Origin of the sequence: Streptomyces sp. AHU1, assembly GCF_045343905.1 — a bacterium.
GTDB lineage: Bacteria > Actinomycetota > Actinomycetes > Streptomycetales > Streptomycetaceae > Streptomyces > Streptomyces triticiradicis.
This window is the reverse complement of the sequence record NZ_CP174283.1, coordinates 1,240,787-1,259,918: the sequence shown is the minus strand read 5'-3', so window position 1 is coordinate 1,259,918 and position 19,132 is coordinate 1,240,787. Positions and strand designations below refer to the sequence as shown.

Genomic DNA, 19,132 nt, shown 5'->3' with positions numbered 1-19,132 from the left:
CCGCGGCCGGGTCCCGGCCGGGGCCTCAGCGCAGCGTCTGGGCCCAGTCGGCCGGAACACGTCCGGCGGGGCCGGGCGCGGGCTGGTCGAGCGGACGGCTCACCGGGGGAGCGAGCTCGGGACCCGCCTCGTAGAGCTCCGAGGTGTCGTAGTCCCAGAACCAGTCCTCACCCGGTTCGAAGCTCTGGATGACCGGGTGCCCGGTGCTCCGCGCGTGCGCGGTGGCGTGCTTGGCCGGGGAGTCGTCGCAGCAGCCGATGTGCCCGCACCGGGCGCAGCGCCGCAGGTGGACCCACCATCCGCCGACGGCGTCGCACTCGGCGCAGCCGGTGCCGCTCGGCGGTACGGACGGGTCGATTCCGTTCGATGTGGTCATGACGGCTCCTCGGAGGATTCCGCGGCGGTCAGGGGCAGGCGTACCTGGAAGCGGGTGTCACCGGGCACGGACTGCACCAGCAGACTGCCGTGGTGCTTGTTGACGACGATCCGCCAGGAGATGTCCAGGCCCAGACCGGTCCCCTCGCCCACCGGCTTGGTGGTGAAGAACGGGTCGAAGATCCGGTCGCGGATCTCCGCGGGCACCCCGGGACCCGTGTCGCGGAACTCGACGAGCAGATGGTCCCCGTCCAGGGCGGTGCGCACCGTCAGCGTCCCCTCGCCGGCCATCGCCGAGACGGCGTTGTCGATGAGGTTCGTCCACACCTGGTTCAGCTCACCCGGATAGGCGGGGATCCGGGGCAGCGTCCGGTCGTACTCCTTGACGGTCTTGACGCCGGAGCCCATCTTGCCGGCCAGCATCATCAGGGTGCTGTCGAGCAGCTCGTGCACGTCGGCGACCTGGTAGGGCGCGCGGTCCATCTGCGAGTACTGTTTGGCCGCGTCCACGAGGTGCGAGATACGGGTGGTGGAGTCCTCGATCTCGTTCATCAGCAGCTCGGTCTCGACCGTGTAGTTCAGCCACCGGACCGCGCCTTCGAGCGTCGGCCCGTCCACGGCCGCGGCGACCTGGTCCAGCCAGTCCGTGTCGAGCCCGGCCTGCACGAACGTCGGGGCGAGCTGCCAGCCGCCCGCGATGTCGTGGTCGTCGAGCCAGTCGGCGAGCGCGTCCTCCCGGTCGGAGGCCTCCAGCGGGCTCAGCGGCGTGGCCTTGGCGACCTGCTCGGCGGTCCGCTCCTGGATCTCGACCAGTGTCTCCAGGGCGTCGCGCGCGTACGGTCCCGCGGCGATCATCCCCAGTTTCTGCCGCATGTGGGCCACCCGGTCGCGCAGCGCGGAGGTGGCCCGCACCGCCGCCGCGGCCGGGTTGTTCAGCTCGTGCGTGAGCCCGGCCGACAGCGAGCCGAGCGCCAGCAGCCGCTCACGCTGTCCGACCGTGCGCTGGGCGTTCTGGCTGCCGAAGAACATGCCCTCCAGCAGATGGACGGCCATCGGGAACCAGTCCCGCAGGATGGCGGCGAAGGTGGCCGCGGGCAGCACGAAGAACCGGGACGGCTCGGTGACCCGCATGGACCCCTTGTACTGCGCGTCGCCCGGGTCGGTGAGATAGGCCTGCATCGCGCCCGCGTACACCCCGCGCTTGGAGGTGCGGCTGATCTCCACGTCGTCCCCGCCGACCCGGCGGGACATCACGACCGTGCCCTCCAGGAGCACGTAGAAGCAGGTGGCCGGCTCTCCCTCGGTGTACACCGGCCCGGGGTCGAACTGCTCCGTCCGGCCCTCCCGGCACAGCCGCTCCAGCTGGTCGTCGTCGAGCTTCTCGAACAGGAACAGCGTGCTCAGCTCCGCCGCGTCGCACGGCACCGGCCGCCCGCTCACGACTGCTCCAGGTAACGGTGGACGAGCATGACGGCCATGGCTCCCTCTCCGACCGCGGACGCGACCCGCTTCGCCGACTCGGCGCGCGCGTCCCCGGCCACGAACACGCCGGGCACATTGGTTTCCAGGTGGTACGGGGGCCGGTCCAGCTCCCAGCCGTGGGGAGGCTGCCCGTCGGGTGTCATGTCCGGGCCCGCCAGGATGAATCCGCGGCCGTCCCGCAGGACCGTCTCGTCCAGCCAGTCGGTGAGCGGGGCCGCGCCGATGAACACGAACATCCACTGCGCGTCGACGAGTTCGGTGTGGCCGCTCTCCACGTCGCGCAGCGTCAGCTGCTCCAGGTGGCCGTCGCCGTGCGCGGACTCCACGACCGTGCCGGTGCGCACGGAGATGTTCGGCGCCTCGGCGATCTGCTCGATCAGATAGTGCGACATCGAGGCGGACAGCGAGGAGCCGCGCACCAGGACGGTGACCGACTTGGCGCCCCGGGCCAGGTACATCGCCGCCTGGCCGGCCGAGTTCGCGCCGCCCACGATGTACACGTCGTGGCCCTGGCAGGCCGCCGCCTCGGTCAGCGCCGAGCCGTAGAAGACGCCGCAGCCCGTCAGCTCGGCCAGGCCCGGTGCCTCCAGCTGCCGGTACGACACGCCGGTCGCGAGGATCACCGCGTGCGCGGAGATCGCGGAGCCGTCGGAGAAGCGGATGGTGCGCGAGGCCCCGGTGACCTCCAGTCCGGTCACCTCGCGCGCGGTGAGGATCTCGGCGCCGAACTTGGCCGCCTGCCGTCGCGCCCGGTCGGTGAGCTGTCCCCCGGAGACGCCGTCGGGGAAGCCGAGGTAGTTCTCGATCCGGGAGCTCTGGCCCGCCTGCCCGCCGGTGGCGGACCGCTCCACCAGGACGGTGCGCAGCCCCTCGGACGCGCCGTACACGGCCGCCCCGAGCCCGGCCGGACCGCCGCCGATGACGACGAGGTCGTAGAACTCGGAGGTGGGGGTCGTGGCGAGCCCCACGTGCGCCGCGATCTCCGGGTCCCGGGGCTCGACCAGCGGTGTGCCGTCCGGGGTGACCACCAGCGGCAGCCGCTCACCGTCCTGCCCGGCGGCGCTGAGCAGGCGCTGCCCCTCGGGGGTGTCGGACGAGTACCACCGGTAGGGCACCTGGTTGCGGGCCAGGAACTCGCGGACGCCCGACGAACGCGCCGACCACCGGTGCCCGACCACCTTGCAGGCGCCCACGGGCCGGTAGTCGCTGGCCCGCCAGGCGTCCAGGAGGTCGTCGACGACCGGGTAGAGCTTCTCCTCCGGCGGATCCCAGGGCTTGAGCAGATAGTGGTCGAGGTCGATCACGTTGATCGCGTCGATCGCCGCGTTGGTGTCCGCGTACGCGGTCAGCAGCACCCGGCGCGCGCCCGGGTACACGTCGAGGGCCTGTTCCAGGAACTCGATGCCGTTCATCTGCGGCATCCGGTAGTCGGCGAGGATCACCGCGACCTGGTCACCGCGCAGCTTCAGCTCGCGCAGCGCCTCCAGTGCGGCCTCCCCGGACTCGGCGCGCACGATCCGGTGGCCCTCGCCGTAGCGGCGCCTGAGGTCCCGGGCGACGGCCCGCGAGACCCCGGGGTCGTCGTCGACGGTCAGAATGACGGTCCGCGCCGGACTGGCGGCCTGGGTCATGCCTCTCCCACCCCGAGCAGGTCGGTTGCGTTCCGGCCGAGCGGACACCGCGGGCGCCGCAGGGCGGATACAGAGCCAATCGTATGTACGATCGGTCACCTTTGCTCGGGAACCGGACACCCGCCGGGCGGCTCCGGACGTCCGCGGCGGAGCCGCCCGGCGTCTACGGGCGGCCGTCCAGGCGGAAGACGCGCCGGGCGTTGCCCGACAGGAACAGCTCGGCGGTCTCCTGGTCCAGGTCCAGCTCGTCGAGGTGCTCCAGGGCCCGACTCGGCTCGATCATGGGGTAGTTGGAGCCGAACAGGACCTTGTGCCGTCCCCGGCCGCGCAGATACGCGACCAGCTCCGGGGGATAGCGGCGGGCGGTGTAGGCGCTGGTGTCGATGTACACGTTCTCGTGCTTGTCGGCGACCGCGATCATCTCCGTGGTCCACGGGTAGCCGATGTGCCCGCAGACGATGGTCAGTTCGGGGAAGTCGAGCGCGACCTGGTCGACGTACGGGATGGGCCGGCCGGTCTCGGAGGGGCGCAGCGGTCCGGTGTGCCCGACCTGGGTGCAGAAGGGGACACCGAGCTCGGCGCAGGCGGTGTACAGCGGGTAGTAGAGCCGGTCGGTGGGCGGCAGCCGCCACAGCCACGGGATGATCCGCAGGGCCACGAAGCCCAGCTCCTCGACCGCCCGCCGCAGTTCGCGCACCGCGGCGACGGGACGGGTGAGGTCGGCGCCCGCGACCCCGCGCAGCCGGCCGCCCGACCGCGCCACGAATCCGGCGACCTCGTCGTTGGTGATCAGGGCGCCCTCGGGCCCGTACCAGGCCGAGGCCAGACCGGTGTCCACGTCGGCCGCCGCCAGCGCGGCCAGGGTGACCTCGATGGGCAGCTCCTCCTCCAGCGTCTTCATGCCGGTCCAGCGGCGCAGTGACGCGAACATCTCGTGGTTGGAGTGGCGGAGAGTGGGGTGCTGCATCCACGCGTCGACGACCGGCATGCTCCTGTGCCCTTCCTGGACCGATGGCTGAGCGCTTGCTCACCCTCGACCCTAGGGCGCCCGGTCCTCGACGGCTACCTTCCCGGGGTGCCGACGCTGCGGGTCCACTCGTCCACGGCGTCCACGAGCGTGGTCAGGGCCGCGGCGAGACGGGGGAACCCGGGGCCCACCGGGCCTCCCGGCTCCTTCATGTACGTGTCCCTCCGGATCTCCACCATGAGCGCCGTGACCTCCGGCTCCCGCTCGTAGTACCGCAAGGGGACGTACGCGCCCGAGAACGGGCTGTCGATCCCCACGCCGCCGAGCCCGGCGAACGCCTTCTCCGCGAGCGCGACCAGTTCCGGCGGGGTGTGGAAGGAGTCGGTTCCCAGGCACACCGGCGGCCGGGGTCCGTCACCGTGCAGTTCGTAGGGCAGCCGGGCCGTCGGGTACGAGTGGACGTCGATGATCACGGCCCGCCCGGTGGCGGCCAGCCGGTCGGTCACCGCCTCCGTCATCGCCCGCGCGTAGGAGTGGAAGTAGCGGTCGATCAGCGGCCGCGGATCGGCGCCCGCGGGCCGCAGCGGCGCCCGGTGCGTCGTCCGCGTGTAGACCGCGCCCATCCCGACCGCGAGCATCTCCTCCCGCTCGTCCGGGAAACGCTCCGGATCGACGACCAGCCGGGACAGCCGGTTGACGAACCGCCACGGCCTCAGCCCGGCCGCCTCGGCCGCCTCCGAGGCCAGTTCGGCGGTGTGCGCGTCCGTGATGTGGTCCAACTCGTCCTCCAGCGACGTGTCGTCGAGGAGGATGCCGTCGCGGACCGGCGCCGGGATCTGCCGGGAGGAGTGCGGCACGTGCAGGATCACGGGCGAGTGGACCGCTCCGGGCAGGAGGGCGAAGGAGCCGGGGGTGTCCGGGGAAGCAGGATCGTCGTTCATGGGATCACTGTCGCAGCCGGGTCCGACAACGGGCCGGACCGAGCCCCGGCCCCGCCGTCTCAGCGGCTGCCTCCGTGGCGCGCGTAGTGCTCGATGAGCACCGCCCGGGTCGTTTCGAGGCGGTGGGCCAGGATGGCGCCGACCGTCCGGGTCAGCGACAGCTCCAGTGTCGGATCCTGGTCGAACAGGGTCCGTACCTCACTGGCGTCGAACTCGTACGCGCGCACCGGACTGAACGCCTCGGCGCCGAAGTCCCAGGTGTGCGGGCGGAAGAGCCACGACCAGCCGAGCAGATCGCCGGGCCCGAGCTGGGCGACGGTGATCCGCCTGTCGGCGATCACCTGCTGGTACAGGGAGACCGTTCCGGAGCGGACCACCCAGAAGCGGTCGGCGGTGCCGCCCGCCTCGAAGATCTGCCCGTCCGCGGGAAAGGAGACCTCGCGGGCCACGCTCATCAGCCGGTCGCGGTGTTCGGGGGAGAGTGCGTGCAGGAGCCGGAGAGCAGTGGGCATCGCGGACCTCCATCGGGTCGCCGCGCGGCCACGGGGGGCGGCGGCTCCTGTCGTGCCGGTGGTATCCCGTCATCCTCCATTGGAGCCCTGACGGAGCGATCCGTCGCGTCCTGGGCGGGACGACTTCGCCGCAGGACGGCCGTGGGCACCGCGTTCGTCGCGTCACCCGGCGGCCCGCGAGGTCACCGAGAAGCGGGCCCCGTCGGGATCGACGATGAGGGCCTCCACCGAGCCGATGCCCTGCTGGTGCGCGACGCCGCCGTGGGCACGCGCCGCGCGGACGCAGGCCTCCACGTCGTCGACCTTGAAATGGATCTGCCAGTGCGGTCTGAGGGCGGGGTCGGGGGCGGCGCCCAGCGCGCCGGAGTGGATCCGGGCCACCACGTCGCCGAAGCTGCGCAGGACGACCTCGTTCTCCTCGTAGTCGACCTCGCAGCAGCCCGGGTCCGAGGTCGCCCACTTCAGCACCTCGCCGTAGAAGATGGCGGCGTCGAAGGCGTCGCGGGTGTGCAGGCGGATGAAGCAGGGGGCCGCGTTGCGCCAGCGCTCCCAGCCGGACACCAGGTCGCCCTCCCAGATCCCGAAGACCGCGCCGTCGCGGTCGGCCAGCAGCGCGGCCCGGCCCGGGGGCAGCGAGATCGGCCCCACCGCGGTGGTGCCGCCGCGCTCCTGGCTGCGGGCGACGGTCTCGTCGGCGGAGGCCACGGCGAAGAACACGGTCCAGGCGACCGCCGTCCTCGCCACGAAGCCGACCTCGGAGACGCCGGCGACCGGAACCCCGGCGACGCTGGCGACGCGGTACTGCTCGCCCATCCTGGTGCCGGGGGCCCACCTCCAGCCCAGGACCGCGCTGTAGAAATCCTGGGCCCTCCGCAGGTCGCGGGTGGTGAGACTGACCCAGCACGGCGCGCCGAAGACCGCCTCACTGGTGACGACACCGGTGTCGAGAGTTCCGTCGCTCTTCATCGCCGCCCGTCCTGGCCGATTGGTCGGCAGCGGTCTCGCGGGGTGCGGGGCCCTCGGAGGGGTCCCGGACGTGGGTTCAGCCGTGAGAGGCCTTCCGTGCCGAAAGGCCTCCGACGGCGTCAGTGGCACCTGCGGATCCGCTGTCCCGTCACCAACAGCATCTCTTGCTTCGGCGCCGCGCGCACCACACGACCGCTACACGCGCGGTCGTTCCAGGGTGAGCAGCAGTCCCTCCACGGCACCGGGGCCTATGCGGCCCTTGACGTCCGCGGCCGTGATCGCCTTGAGCGCCCACCCGTCCTCGGCGTGCTTGTTCAGGACCTTTTCCAGCTTGTCGCTGTCCAGCGCGTCACCGATCAACGATTCGCGGAACGTGACGACCTTGTATTCGAAGGTGTACGGGGTGCTCATGGTGGTGGAGCTCTCCTGGGTGTCGGACGGTATGGCCGACCCCACCCAATCATTCTTCGCGGCTGTGGCCCAGGGACGAACGGGACCGTGGGGACACCTTTGTTGAATCTTCAGAAAGCGCCTCGCGAGCAGGCGCCCGGTCGACCGGTCGGCGGGCCGGTCGGCGGGCCGGTCGGCGGGCCGGTCGGCGGGCCGGACGATCGGAGGGGGCCCGGCGAAGGCGTCGTAGCGTGGAGACGGGCCGACGGGAAGCCGTGACGGCGGATGCAGGGGGACGCGATGTGCTGGAGCGCGACGGCCGATCTGGTGGCCGGTACCGGGATCGCCGCGGTCGGGGCGGTCTGTGTGATCCGGGCGCGGCGGAGGGCCGATCTCCCGCTGGCCGCGCTGCCGTTGCTGCTCGGCGCCCATCAGATCGTCGAGGCCCGGGTCTGGGACACCGGTGGCGGTACGGGTCCCGCCACCGTGGCCTGGGCCGTGATCGCCCTTCCGCTGCTGGCGGTGTGGGTGCCGGCGGGCGTGCTGTGCGCGGCGCCGGGCCGCGCCCGGCGCCGGCTGCTGTTCCCGCTCGTGACCGGTGCCGCGACCGCGGCGGCGCTCGCGCACGCCATGGCCGTCAGCCCCGTCAGGGCCGAGATCCGCGGCCACACCATGGGCTACGTCGTCGACCTGCCCCGGCCCGAACCGGTCGTCGTGGGCTACCTGTTCGCCACCGTCGGCGCGCTGCTGCTCTCCGGCGACCGCGGACTGGTCCTGCTCGGCGTCCTGACCGGGGCGGGCGCGGCGGTCTGCTGGTGGCTGTGGGAGACGGAGTTCGTCTCGACCTGGTGCGCGTGCGCGGCGGTCGTCTCGGTGACCCTGCTGGGCCGGGTGAACGCGCGGGAGCCCGTCGCCCCGCCGGAACGTGTGGACCACGGGTGACGGGACGGACCGCGCGGGAACGGGTGGACCACAGGTGACGGGACGGACCGCGCGGGATCTCCACGGCCGGGCGGGGAAGCGGTGATCCGCCGCATTCCGGGTACGCGGCGAACCGTGAACGACCTGACGAGTTCCTCATATGTGTCGGCCAGGGTCGACGCATGATCAATCCCGCACACCGTGTCCGGGCGGCGATCGTCGCCGCCTCATTCCTGCTCGCCGGCTGCGGCGGAGGCACGGCCGAGAAGCTCGGCCCCGGAGCCGGCGGCCCGCCGGCGCGTCACGGCGAGGCGGTTCCGGCGCCCGCCCCGACCGCCTCGCGCACGGCGGCTCCGGGACGACTGCCGGGACTCGGCCCCGAAACCCTGGCCGCGGTCCCGTCGCGGACCCGTCAGGCCGTCGTGGTGACCGGCCGGGGCAGGAACTCCTCGGTGTCCACCGCGGTGCTGTACGAGCGCACGGGGACGGGCTGGCGCGCCGCGGGCCCGAGCCGGCCCGCGCGCAACGCCCTCAAGGGCTGGACCGACCACCATCGCGCCGGTGACCTGCGGTCCCCCATAGGCGTCTTCACCCTGACGGACGCCGGAGGGCTGCGGCCCGATCCCGGCACCCGGCTCCCGTACGACCGCTCGGGCGCCTTCACCTCACCCGGCACGGGCTTCGAGGGCGAACCGCTCGCCGGCTCCTTCGACTACGTGGTCGCCGTCGACTACAACCGCAGGCCCGGCACCACACCCCTGGACTGGACCCGGCCGCTGGGCGCGTCCCGCGGCGGGGGCATCTGGCTGCACGTGGACCACGGAGGCCCCACGCACGGGTGCGTCGGTCTGCGCGAGGGCGACCTGGTGGAACTGATGCGCGCTCTGGACCCCGCGCTCCACCCCGTGGTGGTCATGGGGGACGCGGCCTCGCTGGCGCGCTGACGCCCCCGGGAACGGTCCTCGGCCCGCGCCGGACCCGCCCGCAGTGTCCCCGGAGGATGTCAGGAAGGTGTCAGGGTGTGGGAAGCCCCTCTCGCTGGTCGATTCGCGCTCCAGGACCCCTAACATCGGCCGCGTGTGCGCATATGTGCTGGTCGCGGAGGACGACGAGAAGCAGGCGGAGCTGATACGCCGCTCGCTGCTGAGCGAGGGGCACACGGCGGCCGTGGTCCACGACGGGCGGGCCGCCCTCGACGAGGTCCGCAGGAACCGGCCCGACCTCGTCGTCCTGGACCTGATGCTCCCGGTGGTCGACGGTTTCGGAGTGTGCCGGGCGCTGCGGGAGAACGACGACGTCCCCGTCCTCATGCTGACCGCCCGGTCCACCGAGGACGACGTCCTACTCGGCCTGGAGCTCGGCGCCGACGACTACATGACCAAGCCGTACAGCCCGCGCGAGCTCATGGCCCGTGTCCGTACCGTGCTCAGACGCGCGGGACGGCCCCCGGGCGCACTGCGCGGCGATCCGGTCGTCAGGGCGGCGGGGATCGCGGTGGACCCGCTGCGGCACACGGTCCTGTGCGACGGCTCGCCGGTGGACTGCACCCCGGGCGAGTACGAGATCCTGCTCGCGATGGCGGCCGAACCCGAACGGGTCTTCTCCCGACGGCAGTTGCTGCACCACACCCGGGGCGCCGACCGGGCCTCGACCGAGCGGGCCATCGACGTGCACATCATGAACCTGCGCAAGAAGATCGAGGCGGACCCGCGCCGGCCGACGCGTCTGATGACCGTGTTCGGCGTCGGGTACAAGCTCAGGGGTGACCGGGCGTGAGCCGCGCCCTGCCCCTGCGCAAGAGCCTGCTGGTGCGGCTGCTGATCACCTCCGTGCTCATCGCCCTGTGCTCCGTGGCCGCGACCGCCTGGCTCGCGGTGCAGACCACGACCCGGGCCATCCAGGAGGAACAGGGCCAGGTGCTCGCCGAGGACATGGACATCCTCCGGCAGCTCAGCGGGTACGCGGCCACCCACCGCGACTGGTCCGGTGTCACCGGGACGCTGCGCGCCCTCTCGCACCGCACGGGACGGCGCATCGCGCTGACCGCGGGCGACCGCACCCCCTTCGCCGACTCCGCCGCCCGCGGGACCTCCCTGCCGCCCCGGGCCGCCGCCACCGTCGACCCGCTGCGCACCGACACCTACACCGAACCCGGGGCGCAGCTCACCGGTGTCGACCCGCGCGCCGTGGGACCGTACCGGCTGACGGCGGACGAGCGCCTGAAGGTGGCCAAGCTGGCCGTCGTGCGTCAACTCTGCTTCGAGCGCAGCGGAGTCCGGACCCGCACGGAGCGGATGCCGAGCGGCAGGACCGTGTTGAAGGGCGTGGACGGGACGCTCGACCCCGGCTACGTGCCGACCGAGTGCGCCGACGGGAGGCTCAACACCCCGACCCCGACCGAACAGAAGGCGCTGGACGTCCTGTCGGCGCTCAGCCGGACCTGCCTGGACCGGCACGGGGCGCACCTCGACCACCCCCTGGCACTGCCGCTGGAGGCCGCGAGCGGAGCCACCCCGGTCCCCTATCTGACGGGCAAGAGGCCGGCCGGCCGGGACGGGCCGCCGGCCCGCACGGCGAACGCATGCGTCGCCGAGGCCCGGCGCACCCAACTCGCGCCCTACGTCGCCCCGGTGGCCGAACTCTTCCTCGGCACGGGGGACAGGCCCGTCCCCCGCTTCGACATGTCGGCCGCCAACAAGGCCAAGGTGTTCGGTGTCGCCGGACTCGTCCTCGCCCTCACGGTGGCCGTGACCGCACTGGTCGCCACCCGGCTCGTACGCCCTCTGCGCGCGCTGACCCAGGCGGCGCAGCAGCCGCCCGAACGGCACGTGCGGGTGCCCGTCACCACCCGGGACGAGACCGGCATCCTGGCGCTCGCCTTCAACGAACTGACCGAGCGCCGCGAGCGGTTGGAGGAGCAGCGCAAGGCGATGGTCAGCGACATCGCGCACGAGCTGCGCACGCCGCTCACCAACATCCGCGGCTGGCTGGAGGTGACCCGCGACGGCCTCGTGGAACCCGACCCGGAACTGCTGTCCTCGCTGCACGAGGAGGCCGTGGTCCTGCAGCGCGTCATCGACGACCTCCAGGACCTCGCCGCCGCCGACGCGGGCACGCTGCGACTGCACCGCGAGGAGGTGCGCGCCGACGAACTCCTCGAACAGGTCGCCGCGGCACACCGGGTCGGGGCGGAGAGCGCCGGCGTCCGGCTGGTCACCGAGGTGGCCGGCGCGCCGCGGCTGGACGCGGACCCGGTGCGGATGCGGCAGGCGCTCGGCAACCTGGTGTCCAACGCGACCCGTCACACCCCGGCCGGCGGAACGGTCACCCTCTCCGCGCACCGCGAGGAGGACGAGGTCGTGTTCGAGGTGGCCGACACCGGCGACGGCATCGCTCCCGGAGACCTGGCCCGTGTCTTCGACCGGTTCTGGCGGGCGGAGAAGTCCCGCAGCAGGCGCACCGGCGGCAGCGGCCTGGGCCTCGCCATCGTCCGGCAGCTGGCCGCCGCCCACGGCGGAACCGTCCTCGTCACCAGCGAGGCCGGCACCGGCTCGGTCTTCACCCTGCGGCTGCCCCGCGCACAGGAGCCCGCCACGCCCGCCGCCGGTTCCGGCTGACGGGCCCGTGAGGGGGTGCGGGCCGGTCGCCGGCGTCAGCGGAACACGTTGTCGGAGTCCTCCAGGATCGACGGATCACCGAGCGCCGCCTCCCGGGGAAGACGCGAAGAGGTCTGGTACATCGCCTCGATCTCGGCCGCGTACCGCTGGGCGATCGCGTCCCGGCGCAGTTTCAGCGAGGGCGTCAGCAGCCCGTTGGACAGGTCGAAGGGTTCCGGGAGGACGCGGAAGACCCGGATGGACTCGGAGCGGGACACGGTGCTGTTGGCCGCCGCGACCGCGCGCCTGACCTCCTCGCGCAGCTCGTTCTCCTCGCGCGCGTCCCGGGCGGGCGACTCCCCCTTGGCCCGGGCGGCGCGCCAGTGCGACAGGAACTCGGGGTCCAGGGTGATGAGGGCGCCCACGCAGGGCCTGTTGTCGCCCACGACGGCCGCCTGATGGATGAGCGGATGGACGCGCAGCCGTTCCTCGAGAGCCGCGGGGGCCACGCTCTTGCCCCCGCTGGTGATGATGATGTCCTTCTTGCGCCCGGTGATGGTCAGATAGCCGTCGGAGTCGACCTGGCCGAGGTCCCCGGTCGCCAGCCAGCCGCCCCGGAACGAGGCGGCGGTCGCCGCGGTGTCGTTGATGTAGCCCTGGAACACGGAGGGCCCCCACACGAGGATCTCCCCGTCGTCGGACAGCTGGATCTCCGTGCCCGGCAGGGGCTGTCCGACGGTGCCGAACTTCTCCCGGCCGACCGGCTGGGCGGTGATTCCTCCGCTGGTCTCGGTGAGTCCGTACCCGTCGTGGACGAAGATGCCGATCCCCGCGAAGAACAGGGCGAGTTCACGATTGAGCGGGGAGCCGCCCGAGACGGCTCCGCACACCCGTCCGCCCAGCGCGGCGCGCAGCCGCTTGTACACCGTCTTCTCGTAGAGGGAGTGCTGGAGCCGCAGATCGAAACCCGGGCCCGGACCCGTGCCCAGCCGCTGCTGCTCCTCGGCCAGGGCGAAGTCCTGCGCGGTGCGCACGGCGCGCTCGAACAGCATGCCCCGGCCGGCCCGTTGGGAGGCCCGCACGAAGTTCTTGTAGATCCTCTCGAAAACGGACGGGACGGCGTACAGATAGGTCGGCCGGAAGGAGAGCATGGCCTCGGAGAGGGTCTCCTCCCGCAGGTCCGGTTCGTGCCCCATCAGGATGCCGCCGCGCAGACAGATCCCCTGGACCATCAGGCCGTACGCGTGGGAGAAGGGCAGGAAGGCGAGCACGGCCGGCTGCGTGTCCGGCGGAGCCGCCGTCTGCCTCCAGCCCTCGAGCAGGGTGTCGCAGGGACTCGCCAGGCTCCGGTGCGTCAGGGCGCAGCCCCGGGGCTGTCCCGTGGTGCCGGAGGTGTACGCGACGACCGCGGTGGAGTCGGCCAGCACGATCCGGCGCAGCGAGTCGACCGCGGTCACGGGTATCGTCCGGCCGCGCTCCACCAGCTGGGCCATCGCCCCGGCGTCCAACTGCCAGACGTGGCGCAGGAACGGGAGCGCGGCACACGCCGAGCCGACCGTCATGATGCCCTGCTCGTCCTCGACGATCACACCCACGCAGTGCGCGTCCTGCAGGATCCACGCGACCTGTTCGTGCGACGACGTCGGGTAGACCGGCACGATCTCGGCGCCCACCGACCACAGGGCGTAGCTGAGCACCGTCCACTCGTAGCGGGTGCGCGCCATGATGGCCACACGGTCGCCCGGCCGGATGCCGGACCGGACGAACCCCCGTGCCACGTCGACCACTTCGTCCCACAGCTCGGCCGCCGTCACCTGGACCCAGCCGCCCGGGCGCCCCTCGGCGCGGCGCGCGAGCTGCGGCAGGTCAGGGGTGCTGAGGGCCGCTTCGCGGAGGCTGTCGGCGAGTCCCCCCTGGGTGGGCGCGGTCGGCGGTGCGGAAAGGTGGGACTGATGCATGCGCCGCTCCGGAATTCTCCTCGACGTGACCTCACCCCCGGAGGCGCCCATGCCAAGGATTACCGAATGTAGCCCACTGGGGAGCGTTCCGTGGCCTGTTCCGCCATGCGGTCGCCCGCCGCCGGGACCCCCTTTCCCGGCATTCCTCCTCCATCGGCCGAAACCCCTTCGGCCACACGCCCGGACGCTGCCCCGGCGGCCGTGACACCGCGAGCCGGCGCTTCATCCGTCACTCGGGCGACGGATCACTCGTTCTCCCTTCCGGGAAGCGGCACGGTGCTGACAGACTCCGCGGGTGCGCGACTTCGACATGATTGTCATCGGATCCGGCCCGGGCGGGCAGAAGGCCGCCATCGCCGCGGCGAAGCTCGGCCGTCGGGTCGCCGTCATCGACCGCCCCGACATGGTCGGCGGGGTCTCCATCCACACCGGGACCATCCCCTCCAAGACCCTGCGCGAGGCGGTGCTCTACCTCAGCGGGATAGGCCAGCGGGATCTGTACGGTCAGAGCTACCGCCTGAAGGAGGACATCACCGTCGCCGATCTGACCGCTCGCACCGAGCACGTGGTCCGGCGTGAGGTGGACGTCATCCGCAGTCAGCTCTCCCGCAACCACGTCTCCCTGTTCTCCGGCATCGGCCGCTTCGTGGACGACCACACGGTCGCCCTGGTCGAGGCGAACGGCAACGAGAAGCGGCTGAGCGCCGACCACATCGTCATCGCCACGGGCACGCGTCCGGCACGGCCCGGCACCGTCGCGTTCGACGGGCGGACGATCATGGATTCGGACAACGTCCTGAACCTGGAGCAGGTGCCGCGCTCCATGGTCATCGTCGGCGCCGGTGTGATCGGCATGGAGTACGCCTCCATGTTCGCCGCCCTCGGCTCCAAGATCACGGTGGTCGAGAAGCGGGCCGGGATGCTCGACTTCTGCGACGTCGAGGTGATCGAGTCGCTGAAGTACCACCTGCGGGACCTCGCCGTCACCTTCCGGTTCGGCGAGACCGTCGCCGCCGTCGAGCGCCATCCCAAGGGCACGCTCACGGTCCTGGAGAGCGGCAAGAAGATACCGGCCGACGCGGTCATGTACTCGGCGGGACGGCAGGGCCTCACCGACGAACTCGACCTCGGCAAGGCGGGGTTGTCCGCCGACCCGCGCGGCCGGATCACCGTCGACGAGCACTACCGCACCGAGGTGCCGCACATCTACGCCGTCGGTGACGTCATCGGCTTCCCGGCGCTCGCGGCCACCTCGATGGAACAGGGCCGTACGGCGGCGTACCACGCCTGCGGCGAGCCGGTGAACCGGATGCACGACCAGCAGCCGATCGGCATCTACACCATCCCGGAGATCAGCTTCATCGGCCGCACCGAGGACCAGCTCACCGAGGACCGCGTGCCGTTCGAGGTGGGCATCTCCCGCTACCGGGAACTGGCCCGGGGGCAGATCATCGGCGACTCGCACGGCATGCTGAAACTGCTGGTCTCGCCCGAGGACCGCAAGCTCCTCGGCGTCCACTGCTTCGGCACCGGCGCGACCGAGCTCATCCACATCGGCCAGTCCGTCATGGGTTGCGGCGGAACCGTCGACTACCTGGTCGACGCCGTCTTCAATTACCCGACCCTCGCCGAGTCCTACAAGGTCGCCGCGCTGGACGCGACCAACAAGATCCGGCAGATCGACCGCCTCAGGGGCTGACCGCGGTACGGGACTTCGCGAAGGCACTGCGCGGCACGGTCCCGGCGTGGGACCGTGGACACCGGGTCCGGCCCGTCGCTCCCCCCGTGGCGACGGGCCGGCCCTTTTCGCCGTGAACGGCCGACGCCCGCTCGCCCACCGCCGGCCGGCCGCCGGGGACCGCCCGCGGCGGCACCCGACGCGAGCCCGGGAGGAAAGCCGCCGGTGCCGGAACTATCGTGAGGAACGGCCGGTCCGTGCCGGAGCCCCAGGACCCGACGGGACCGACTCGACGGCGGCCGTGTGCCGTCCCGAGGAGGAGGATCCTGATGAACGGCACGATGCGCGCGGTGCGCGGCCATCGCAGGGGCGGGCCCGAGGAGCTGATCTACGAGGCCGCGCCGAAGCCGGTTCCGGCCCACGGCGACGTGCTGGTCGAGGTGCGGGCGGCGTCGGTCACCCCGGGTGAGCTCGGCTGGGACGCGACCTGGACCGACGGCCTCGACGGTGGCAGCCCGCGCCTGCCGGTCGTACCGTCCAAGGAGGTCTCGGGGGTGGTGGCCGAACTCGGCCACGGCGTAACGGAGTTCAGGCCCGGTGAGGCGGTCTACGGCCTGATCCCCTTCACCCGGGACGGGGCCGCCGCGGAGTTCGTGACCGTTCCCGCGGCGGTGCTCGCCGCGAAGCCGGGGTCGCTCGACCACGAGCGGGCGGCCGCGCTGCCGCTCGCGGGCCTCACCGCCTGGCAGGGGCTGGCCGACCACGCCGGCGTCACGTCGGGAGCGCGGGTGCTGGTGCACGGCGGCGCCGGCGGCGTGGGCTCGCTCGCCGTCCAGATCGCGGCCGCGCTGGGGGGCGAGGTGACGGCCACCGCCTCGGCCGGCGACATGGACTTCGTGCGGGGCCTGGGCGCGGACGACGTCGTCGACTACGCCCGGCAGCGCTTCGAGGACGAGGTGAAGGACGCGGACATCGTCTTCGACACCGTCGGAGGGGACACACTGGCCCGGTCCTGGGAGGTGCTGCGTCCGGGCGGGGTCCTGGTGAGTGTCGCGGAACCGGCCGAGCCGCCACAGGGGTCGGACGCCCGCGGCGTGTTCTTCGTGGTCGAGCCGGACCGCGCCGGTCTGGAGGAGCTGACCGCACTCGTCGAGGTGGGCCGGCTGATCCCGCAGGTCGACCGGATCGTTCCGCTGGAGAGCGCCCCGGGGGCCTACGCGGCCCTCGAACGCGAGCACCGCCGGGGCAAGATCGTACTGCGGGTCTCCTAGCCCGGCCCGCCACTCCCGTTCCGGGGGCCGGCGCCGGCGACGGCCGCTCCGTGGGGGCCGTCACACGTGACAGCGGGGGTGAACAAGCGCTTAGATAGTGAACCCGACCTCGTCCGCGCGTGCTGGAGGCCCCGTTGCTGTTCACATCCGTCGACGACGTCTCCGCACGCCTCGCCGACGCGGGCTATCTGGCGTCGCCCGCCGTCGCCACCACGGTCTTCCTGGCCGACCGGCTCGGCAAACCCCTCCTGGTGGAGGGCCCGGCCGGCGTGGGCAAGACCGAACTGGCCAAGGCCGTCGCCGAGGTCGCCGGAGCCCGGCTCGTCCGCCTCCAGTGCTACGAGGGCGTCGACGAGTCACGGGCGTTGTACGAGTGGAACCACGCCAAGCAGCTGCTGCGCATCACCGCCGGCCGGGACGAGACGTGGGACGAGACGCGCACGGACATCTTCTCCGAGGAGTTCCTGCTGCCGCGCCCGCTGCTGACCGCCATCCGCGGCGACGACCCGAAGGTCCTGCTGATCGACGAGACCGACAAGGCCGACATCGAGGTCGAGGGCCTGCTCCTCGAGGTGCTCAGCGACTTCCAGGTCACCGTCCCCGAGCTGGGCACGATCACGGCGACCAGCCGCCCCTTCGTGGTGCTCACCTCGAACGCGAGCCGTGAGCTGTCCGAGGCCCTGCGCCGCCGCTGCCTCTTCCTCCACATAGGCTTCCCCGAGGAGGAGTTGGAGCGCCGGATCGTCCGGCTGAAGGTGCCGGGACTCGACGACGCGCTGACCGAGTCCGTGGTGCGGGTCGTCGGGGCGCTGCGGGAGATGGACCTGCGCAAGGTCCCCTCCGTCGCCGAGACCATCGACTGGGCCCGCACGCTGCTCGCGCTGGGCGCCTCCACCCTCGACGAGAACGTCGTGCGCGACAGCCTCGGCGTGATCCTCAAGCACCAGGACGACGTGCTGAAGGCGGCGGCCAAGCTCGACCTGGGCGCCGTGTGAACGCCGCCGCACCGGCGGACGGTGTCGCCGACCGGCTGACGGGACTCGTCGGCGCGCTGCGCTCGCACGGCGTGCGGATCGGCACCGGTGAGACCGTGGACGCCGCCCGGGCGGTGGCGGCGCTCGGCTTCGCCGACCGCGACCGGCTGCGCGAGGGGCTGGCCGCCACCCTGCTCCACAACCCGGGACAGCGCCGGGTGTTCGACCCCGTCTTCGACGTGTACTTCCCGCGCGGCGTCGGCGGGCCGGACGGCGGGGCGCCCGCGGACCGGGAGGAGCTGCGGGACCGGCTCACGGCCGCTCTGGCCGCGAACGACCAAGCCCTGCTGGGGCAGTTGGCGATCGAGGCCGTCGACGGTTTCGGCGGCTACGGAGGCACGACGGCGACGGACGGCTGGTCCTCGTACCAGACGCTCGACCGGCTGCGGCCGCAGACGCTGATGGCCCGTGTGCGGGACACCGTCCGCGGGCAGGGGGGCGCGGCGGGGTTCACCGACCGGCTCCTCGAGGACGAGATCCGGCGGCGCATCGAGGTGTTCCGCGCGCAGGTCGCGACGGAGGCGCGACGCCGGGTCGCCGAGCGGCGCGACCGGGACGAGATCGCCCGGCGCGCGGTGGCCCCGACCGCCGACCGCGTCGACTTCCTGTTCGCCGGCCGTGACCGGCTCGCCGAACTGCGCAAGGCCGTACAGCCGCTCGCGCGCAAGCTGGCCACCCGCCTCGCCGCGCGCCGCCGCCGGGCCCGGCGCGGCACGATCGATCTGCGCCGGACCCTGCGCGGATCGCTGTCCACGGGCGGGGTGCCGATGCGCCCCGTGCTGCGCAGACGCCGTCCCGTACGGCCCGAACTGGTGCTGCTGTGCGACGTGTCGGGGTCGGTGTCGGGTTTCTCGGACTTCACGATGCTGCTGGTGCAGGCGCTGCGCGACCAGTTCAGCAAGGTGCGGGTGTTCGCCTTCGTCAACCGGGTCGACGAGGTGACCGGGCTGATCGGGCCCGGCGCCGCCGACCCCGAGGGGCTGAGCGCCCGGATCCGCGCGGAGGCGGCGATCACGGGCTGGCACGGCAGCAGTGACTACGGCGTCGCGTTCGGCGAGTTCGCCGAGCGGTACACCGGCGCGGTCGGCTCCCGGACGACCGTCTTCGTGCTCGGGGACGCCCGCACGAACATGAGCGATCCCAATCTGCCCGCCGTCCGGCAGCTCGCCCGGCAGGCCCGCCGCTTCTACTGGCTGAACCCCGAGGGGCGCTCGCAGTGGGGCACGGGCGACTCGGCGGCCCTCGCCTACGCCGAGCTCGTGGAGATGCACGAGTGCCGCAACGCCCAGCAGCTCAGCGCGCTGGTCGGCCGTCTGCTGCCCGTCTGAGACGGCCGCGGGCGCGACGGGCGCGCCAGGCCCTCACCGCCGCTGCCGCCGTCCGTCACCGCCGCCGTCCGTCACCGCCGCC

At 72.6% G+C, this 19,132-nt stretch carries 17 protein-coding genes; 8 read left to right on the top strand and 9 right to left on the bottom strand.

Features of this window, described 5'->3' with window-relative positions:
• Positions 1-25: 25 nt before the first annotated feature.
• The 8 genes from ACICHK_RS05820 to ACICHK_RS05785 all read right to left on the bottom strand — a co-directional run bounded on the left by ACICHK_RS05820 (position 26) and on the right by ACICHK_RS05785 (position 7,330).
• Complete coding sequence (locus ACICHK_RS05820) at positions 26-376, bottom strand: UBP-type zinc finger domain-containing protein (protein WP_406836029.1); 351 nt, start codon at positions 374-376, stop codon at positions 26-28.
• Positions 373-1,815, bottom strand: a complete 1,443-nt coding sequence (locus ACICHK_RS05815; protein ID WP_406836027.1) for an ATP-binding protein — start codon at positions 1,813-1,815, stop codon at positions 373-375. The genes ACICHK_RS05820 and ACICHK_RS05815 overlap by 4 nt, the downstream gene beginning before the upstream one ends.
• The gene (locus ACICHK_RS05810) at positions 1,812-3,488 is read right to left on the bottom strand and encodes an FAD-dependent oxidoreductase (RefSeq protein ID WP_151467148.1); all 1,677 of its coding nucleotides are present in this window, start codon (positions 3,486-3,488) and stop codon (positions 1,812-1,814) included. Before ACICHK_RS05810 ends, ACICHK_RS05815 begins: the two co-directional genes overlap by 4 nt.
• Positions 3,489-3,651: 163 nt before the next feature.
• Positions 3,652-4,476: an amidohydrolase family protein gene (locus ACICHK_RS05805; protein WP_406836026.1), complete on the bottom strand. Its 825-nt coding sequence runs from the start codon at positions 4,474-4,476 to the stop codon at positions 3,652-3,654.
• 74 nt (positions 4,477-4,550) lie between these two features.
• A complete protein-coding gene (locus ACICHK_RS05800; protein WP_151467150.1) occupies positions 4,551-5,396 on the bottom strand; it encodes an N-formylglutamate amidohydrolase in 846 nt (281 codons plus the stop codon).
• Between the two features lie 59 nt (positions 5,397-5,455).
• A complete protein-coding gene (locus ACICHK_RS05795; RefSeq protein WP_406836025.1) occupies positions 5,456-5,908 on the bottom strand; it encodes a cyclic nucleotide-binding domain-containing protein in 453 nt (150 codons plus the stop codon).
• A gap of 162 nt (positions 5,909-6,070) precedes the next feature.
• Positions 6,071-6,874, bottom strand: a complete 804-nt coding sequence (locus ACICHK_RS05790) for a VOC family protein (protein WP_406836024.1) — start codon at positions 6,872-6,874, stop codon at positions 6,071-6,073.
• A 195-nt stretch (positions 6,875-7,069) separates the two neighbouring features.
• Positions 7,070-7,330, bottom strand: coding sequence for a DUF4177 domain-containing protein (locus ACICHK_RS05785; RefSeq protein ID WP_406836023.1), 261 nt, complete (start codon positions 7,328-7,330; stop codon positions 7,070-7,072).
• 234 nt (positions 7,331-7,564) lie between these two features.
• Between ACICHK_RS05785 and ACICHK_RS05780 the strand changes: the two genes are divergently transcribed.
• The 4 genes from ACICHK_RS05780 to ACICHK_RS05765 all read left to right on the top strand — a co-directional run bounded on the left by ACICHK_RS05780 (position 7,565) and on the right by ACICHK_RS05765 (position 11,802).
• A complete protein-coding gene (locus ACICHK_RS05780; RefSeq protein WP_406836022.1) occupies positions 7,565-8,206 on the top strand; it encodes a DUF6629 family protein in 642 nt (213 codons plus the stop codon).
• A 161-nt stretch (positions 8,207-8,367) separates the two neighbouring features.
• Positions 8,368-9,129, top strand: coding sequence for a L,D-transpeptidase family protein (locus ACICHK_RS05775; RefSeq protein WP_406836021.1), 762 nt, complete (start codon positions 8,368-8,370; stop codon positions 9,127-9,129).
• 133 nt (positions 9,130-9,262) lie between these two features.
• Positions 9,263-9,961, top strand: a complete 699-nt coding sequence (locus tag ACICHK_RS05770) for a response regulator transcription factor (RefSeq protein WP_406836020.1) — start codon at positions 9,263-9,265, stop codon at positions 9,959-9,961.
• Positions 9,958-11,802, top strand: a complete 1,845-nt coding sequence (locus ACICHK_RS05765; protein ID WP_406836019.1) for an ATP-binding protein — start codon at positions 9,958-9,960, stop codon at positions 11,800-11,802. The genes ACICHK_RS05770 and ACICHK_RS05765 overlap by 4 nt, the downstream gene beginning before the upstream one ends.
• Positions 11,803-11,837: 35 nt before the next feature.
• Here ACICHK_RS05765 and ACICHK_RS05760 read toward each other — a convergent pair whose 3' ends face one another.
• The gene (locus tag ACICHK_RS05760; RefSeq protein ID WP_406836018.1) at positions 11,838-13,739 is read right to left on the bottom strand and encodes an AMP-dependent synthetase/ligase; all 1,902 of its coding nucleotides are present in this window, start codon (positions 13,737-13,739) and stop codon (positions 11,838-11,840) included.
• A gap of 310 nt (positions 13,740-14,049) precedes the next feature.
• Here ACICHK_RS05760 and sthA point away from each other — a divergent pair, with 310 nt between their 5' ends.
• The 4 genes from sthA to ACICHK_RS05740 all read left to right on the top strand — a co-directional run bounded on the left by sthA (position 14,050) and on the right by ACICHK_RS05740 (position 19,050).
• A complete protein-coding gene (gene sthA, locus ACICHK_RS05755; protein WP_406841167.1) occupies positions 14,050-15,438 on the top strand; it encodes a Si-specific NAD(P)(+) transhydrogenase in 1,389 nt (462 codons plus the stop codon).
• A 308-nt stretch (positions 15,439-15,746) separates the two neighbouring features.
• Positions 15,747-16,688 (top strand): NADP-dependent oxidoreductase, encoded by a 942-nt coding sequence (locus tag ACICHK_RS05750; protein WP_406836016.1) that lies wholly within the window; start codon positions 15,747-15,749, stop codon positions 16,686-16,688.
• 137 nt (positions 16,689-16,825) lie between these two features.
• On the top strand, positions 16,826-17,683 hold the full coding sequence (locus ACICHK_RS05745) for a MoxR family ATPase (RefSeq protein WP_151467466.1): 858 nt from the start codon (positions 16,826-16,828) through the stop codon (positions 17,681-17,683).
• Positions 17,680-19,050, top strand: a complete 1,371-nt coding sequence (locus tag ACICHK_RS05740; protein ID WP_406836015.1) for a vWA domain-containing protein — start codon at positions 17,680-17,682, stop codon at positions 19,048-19,050. The genes ACICHK_RS05745 and ACICHK_RS05740 overlap by 4 nt, the downstream gene beginning before the upstream one ends.
• Positions 19,051-19,132 lie beyond the last annotated feature (82 nt).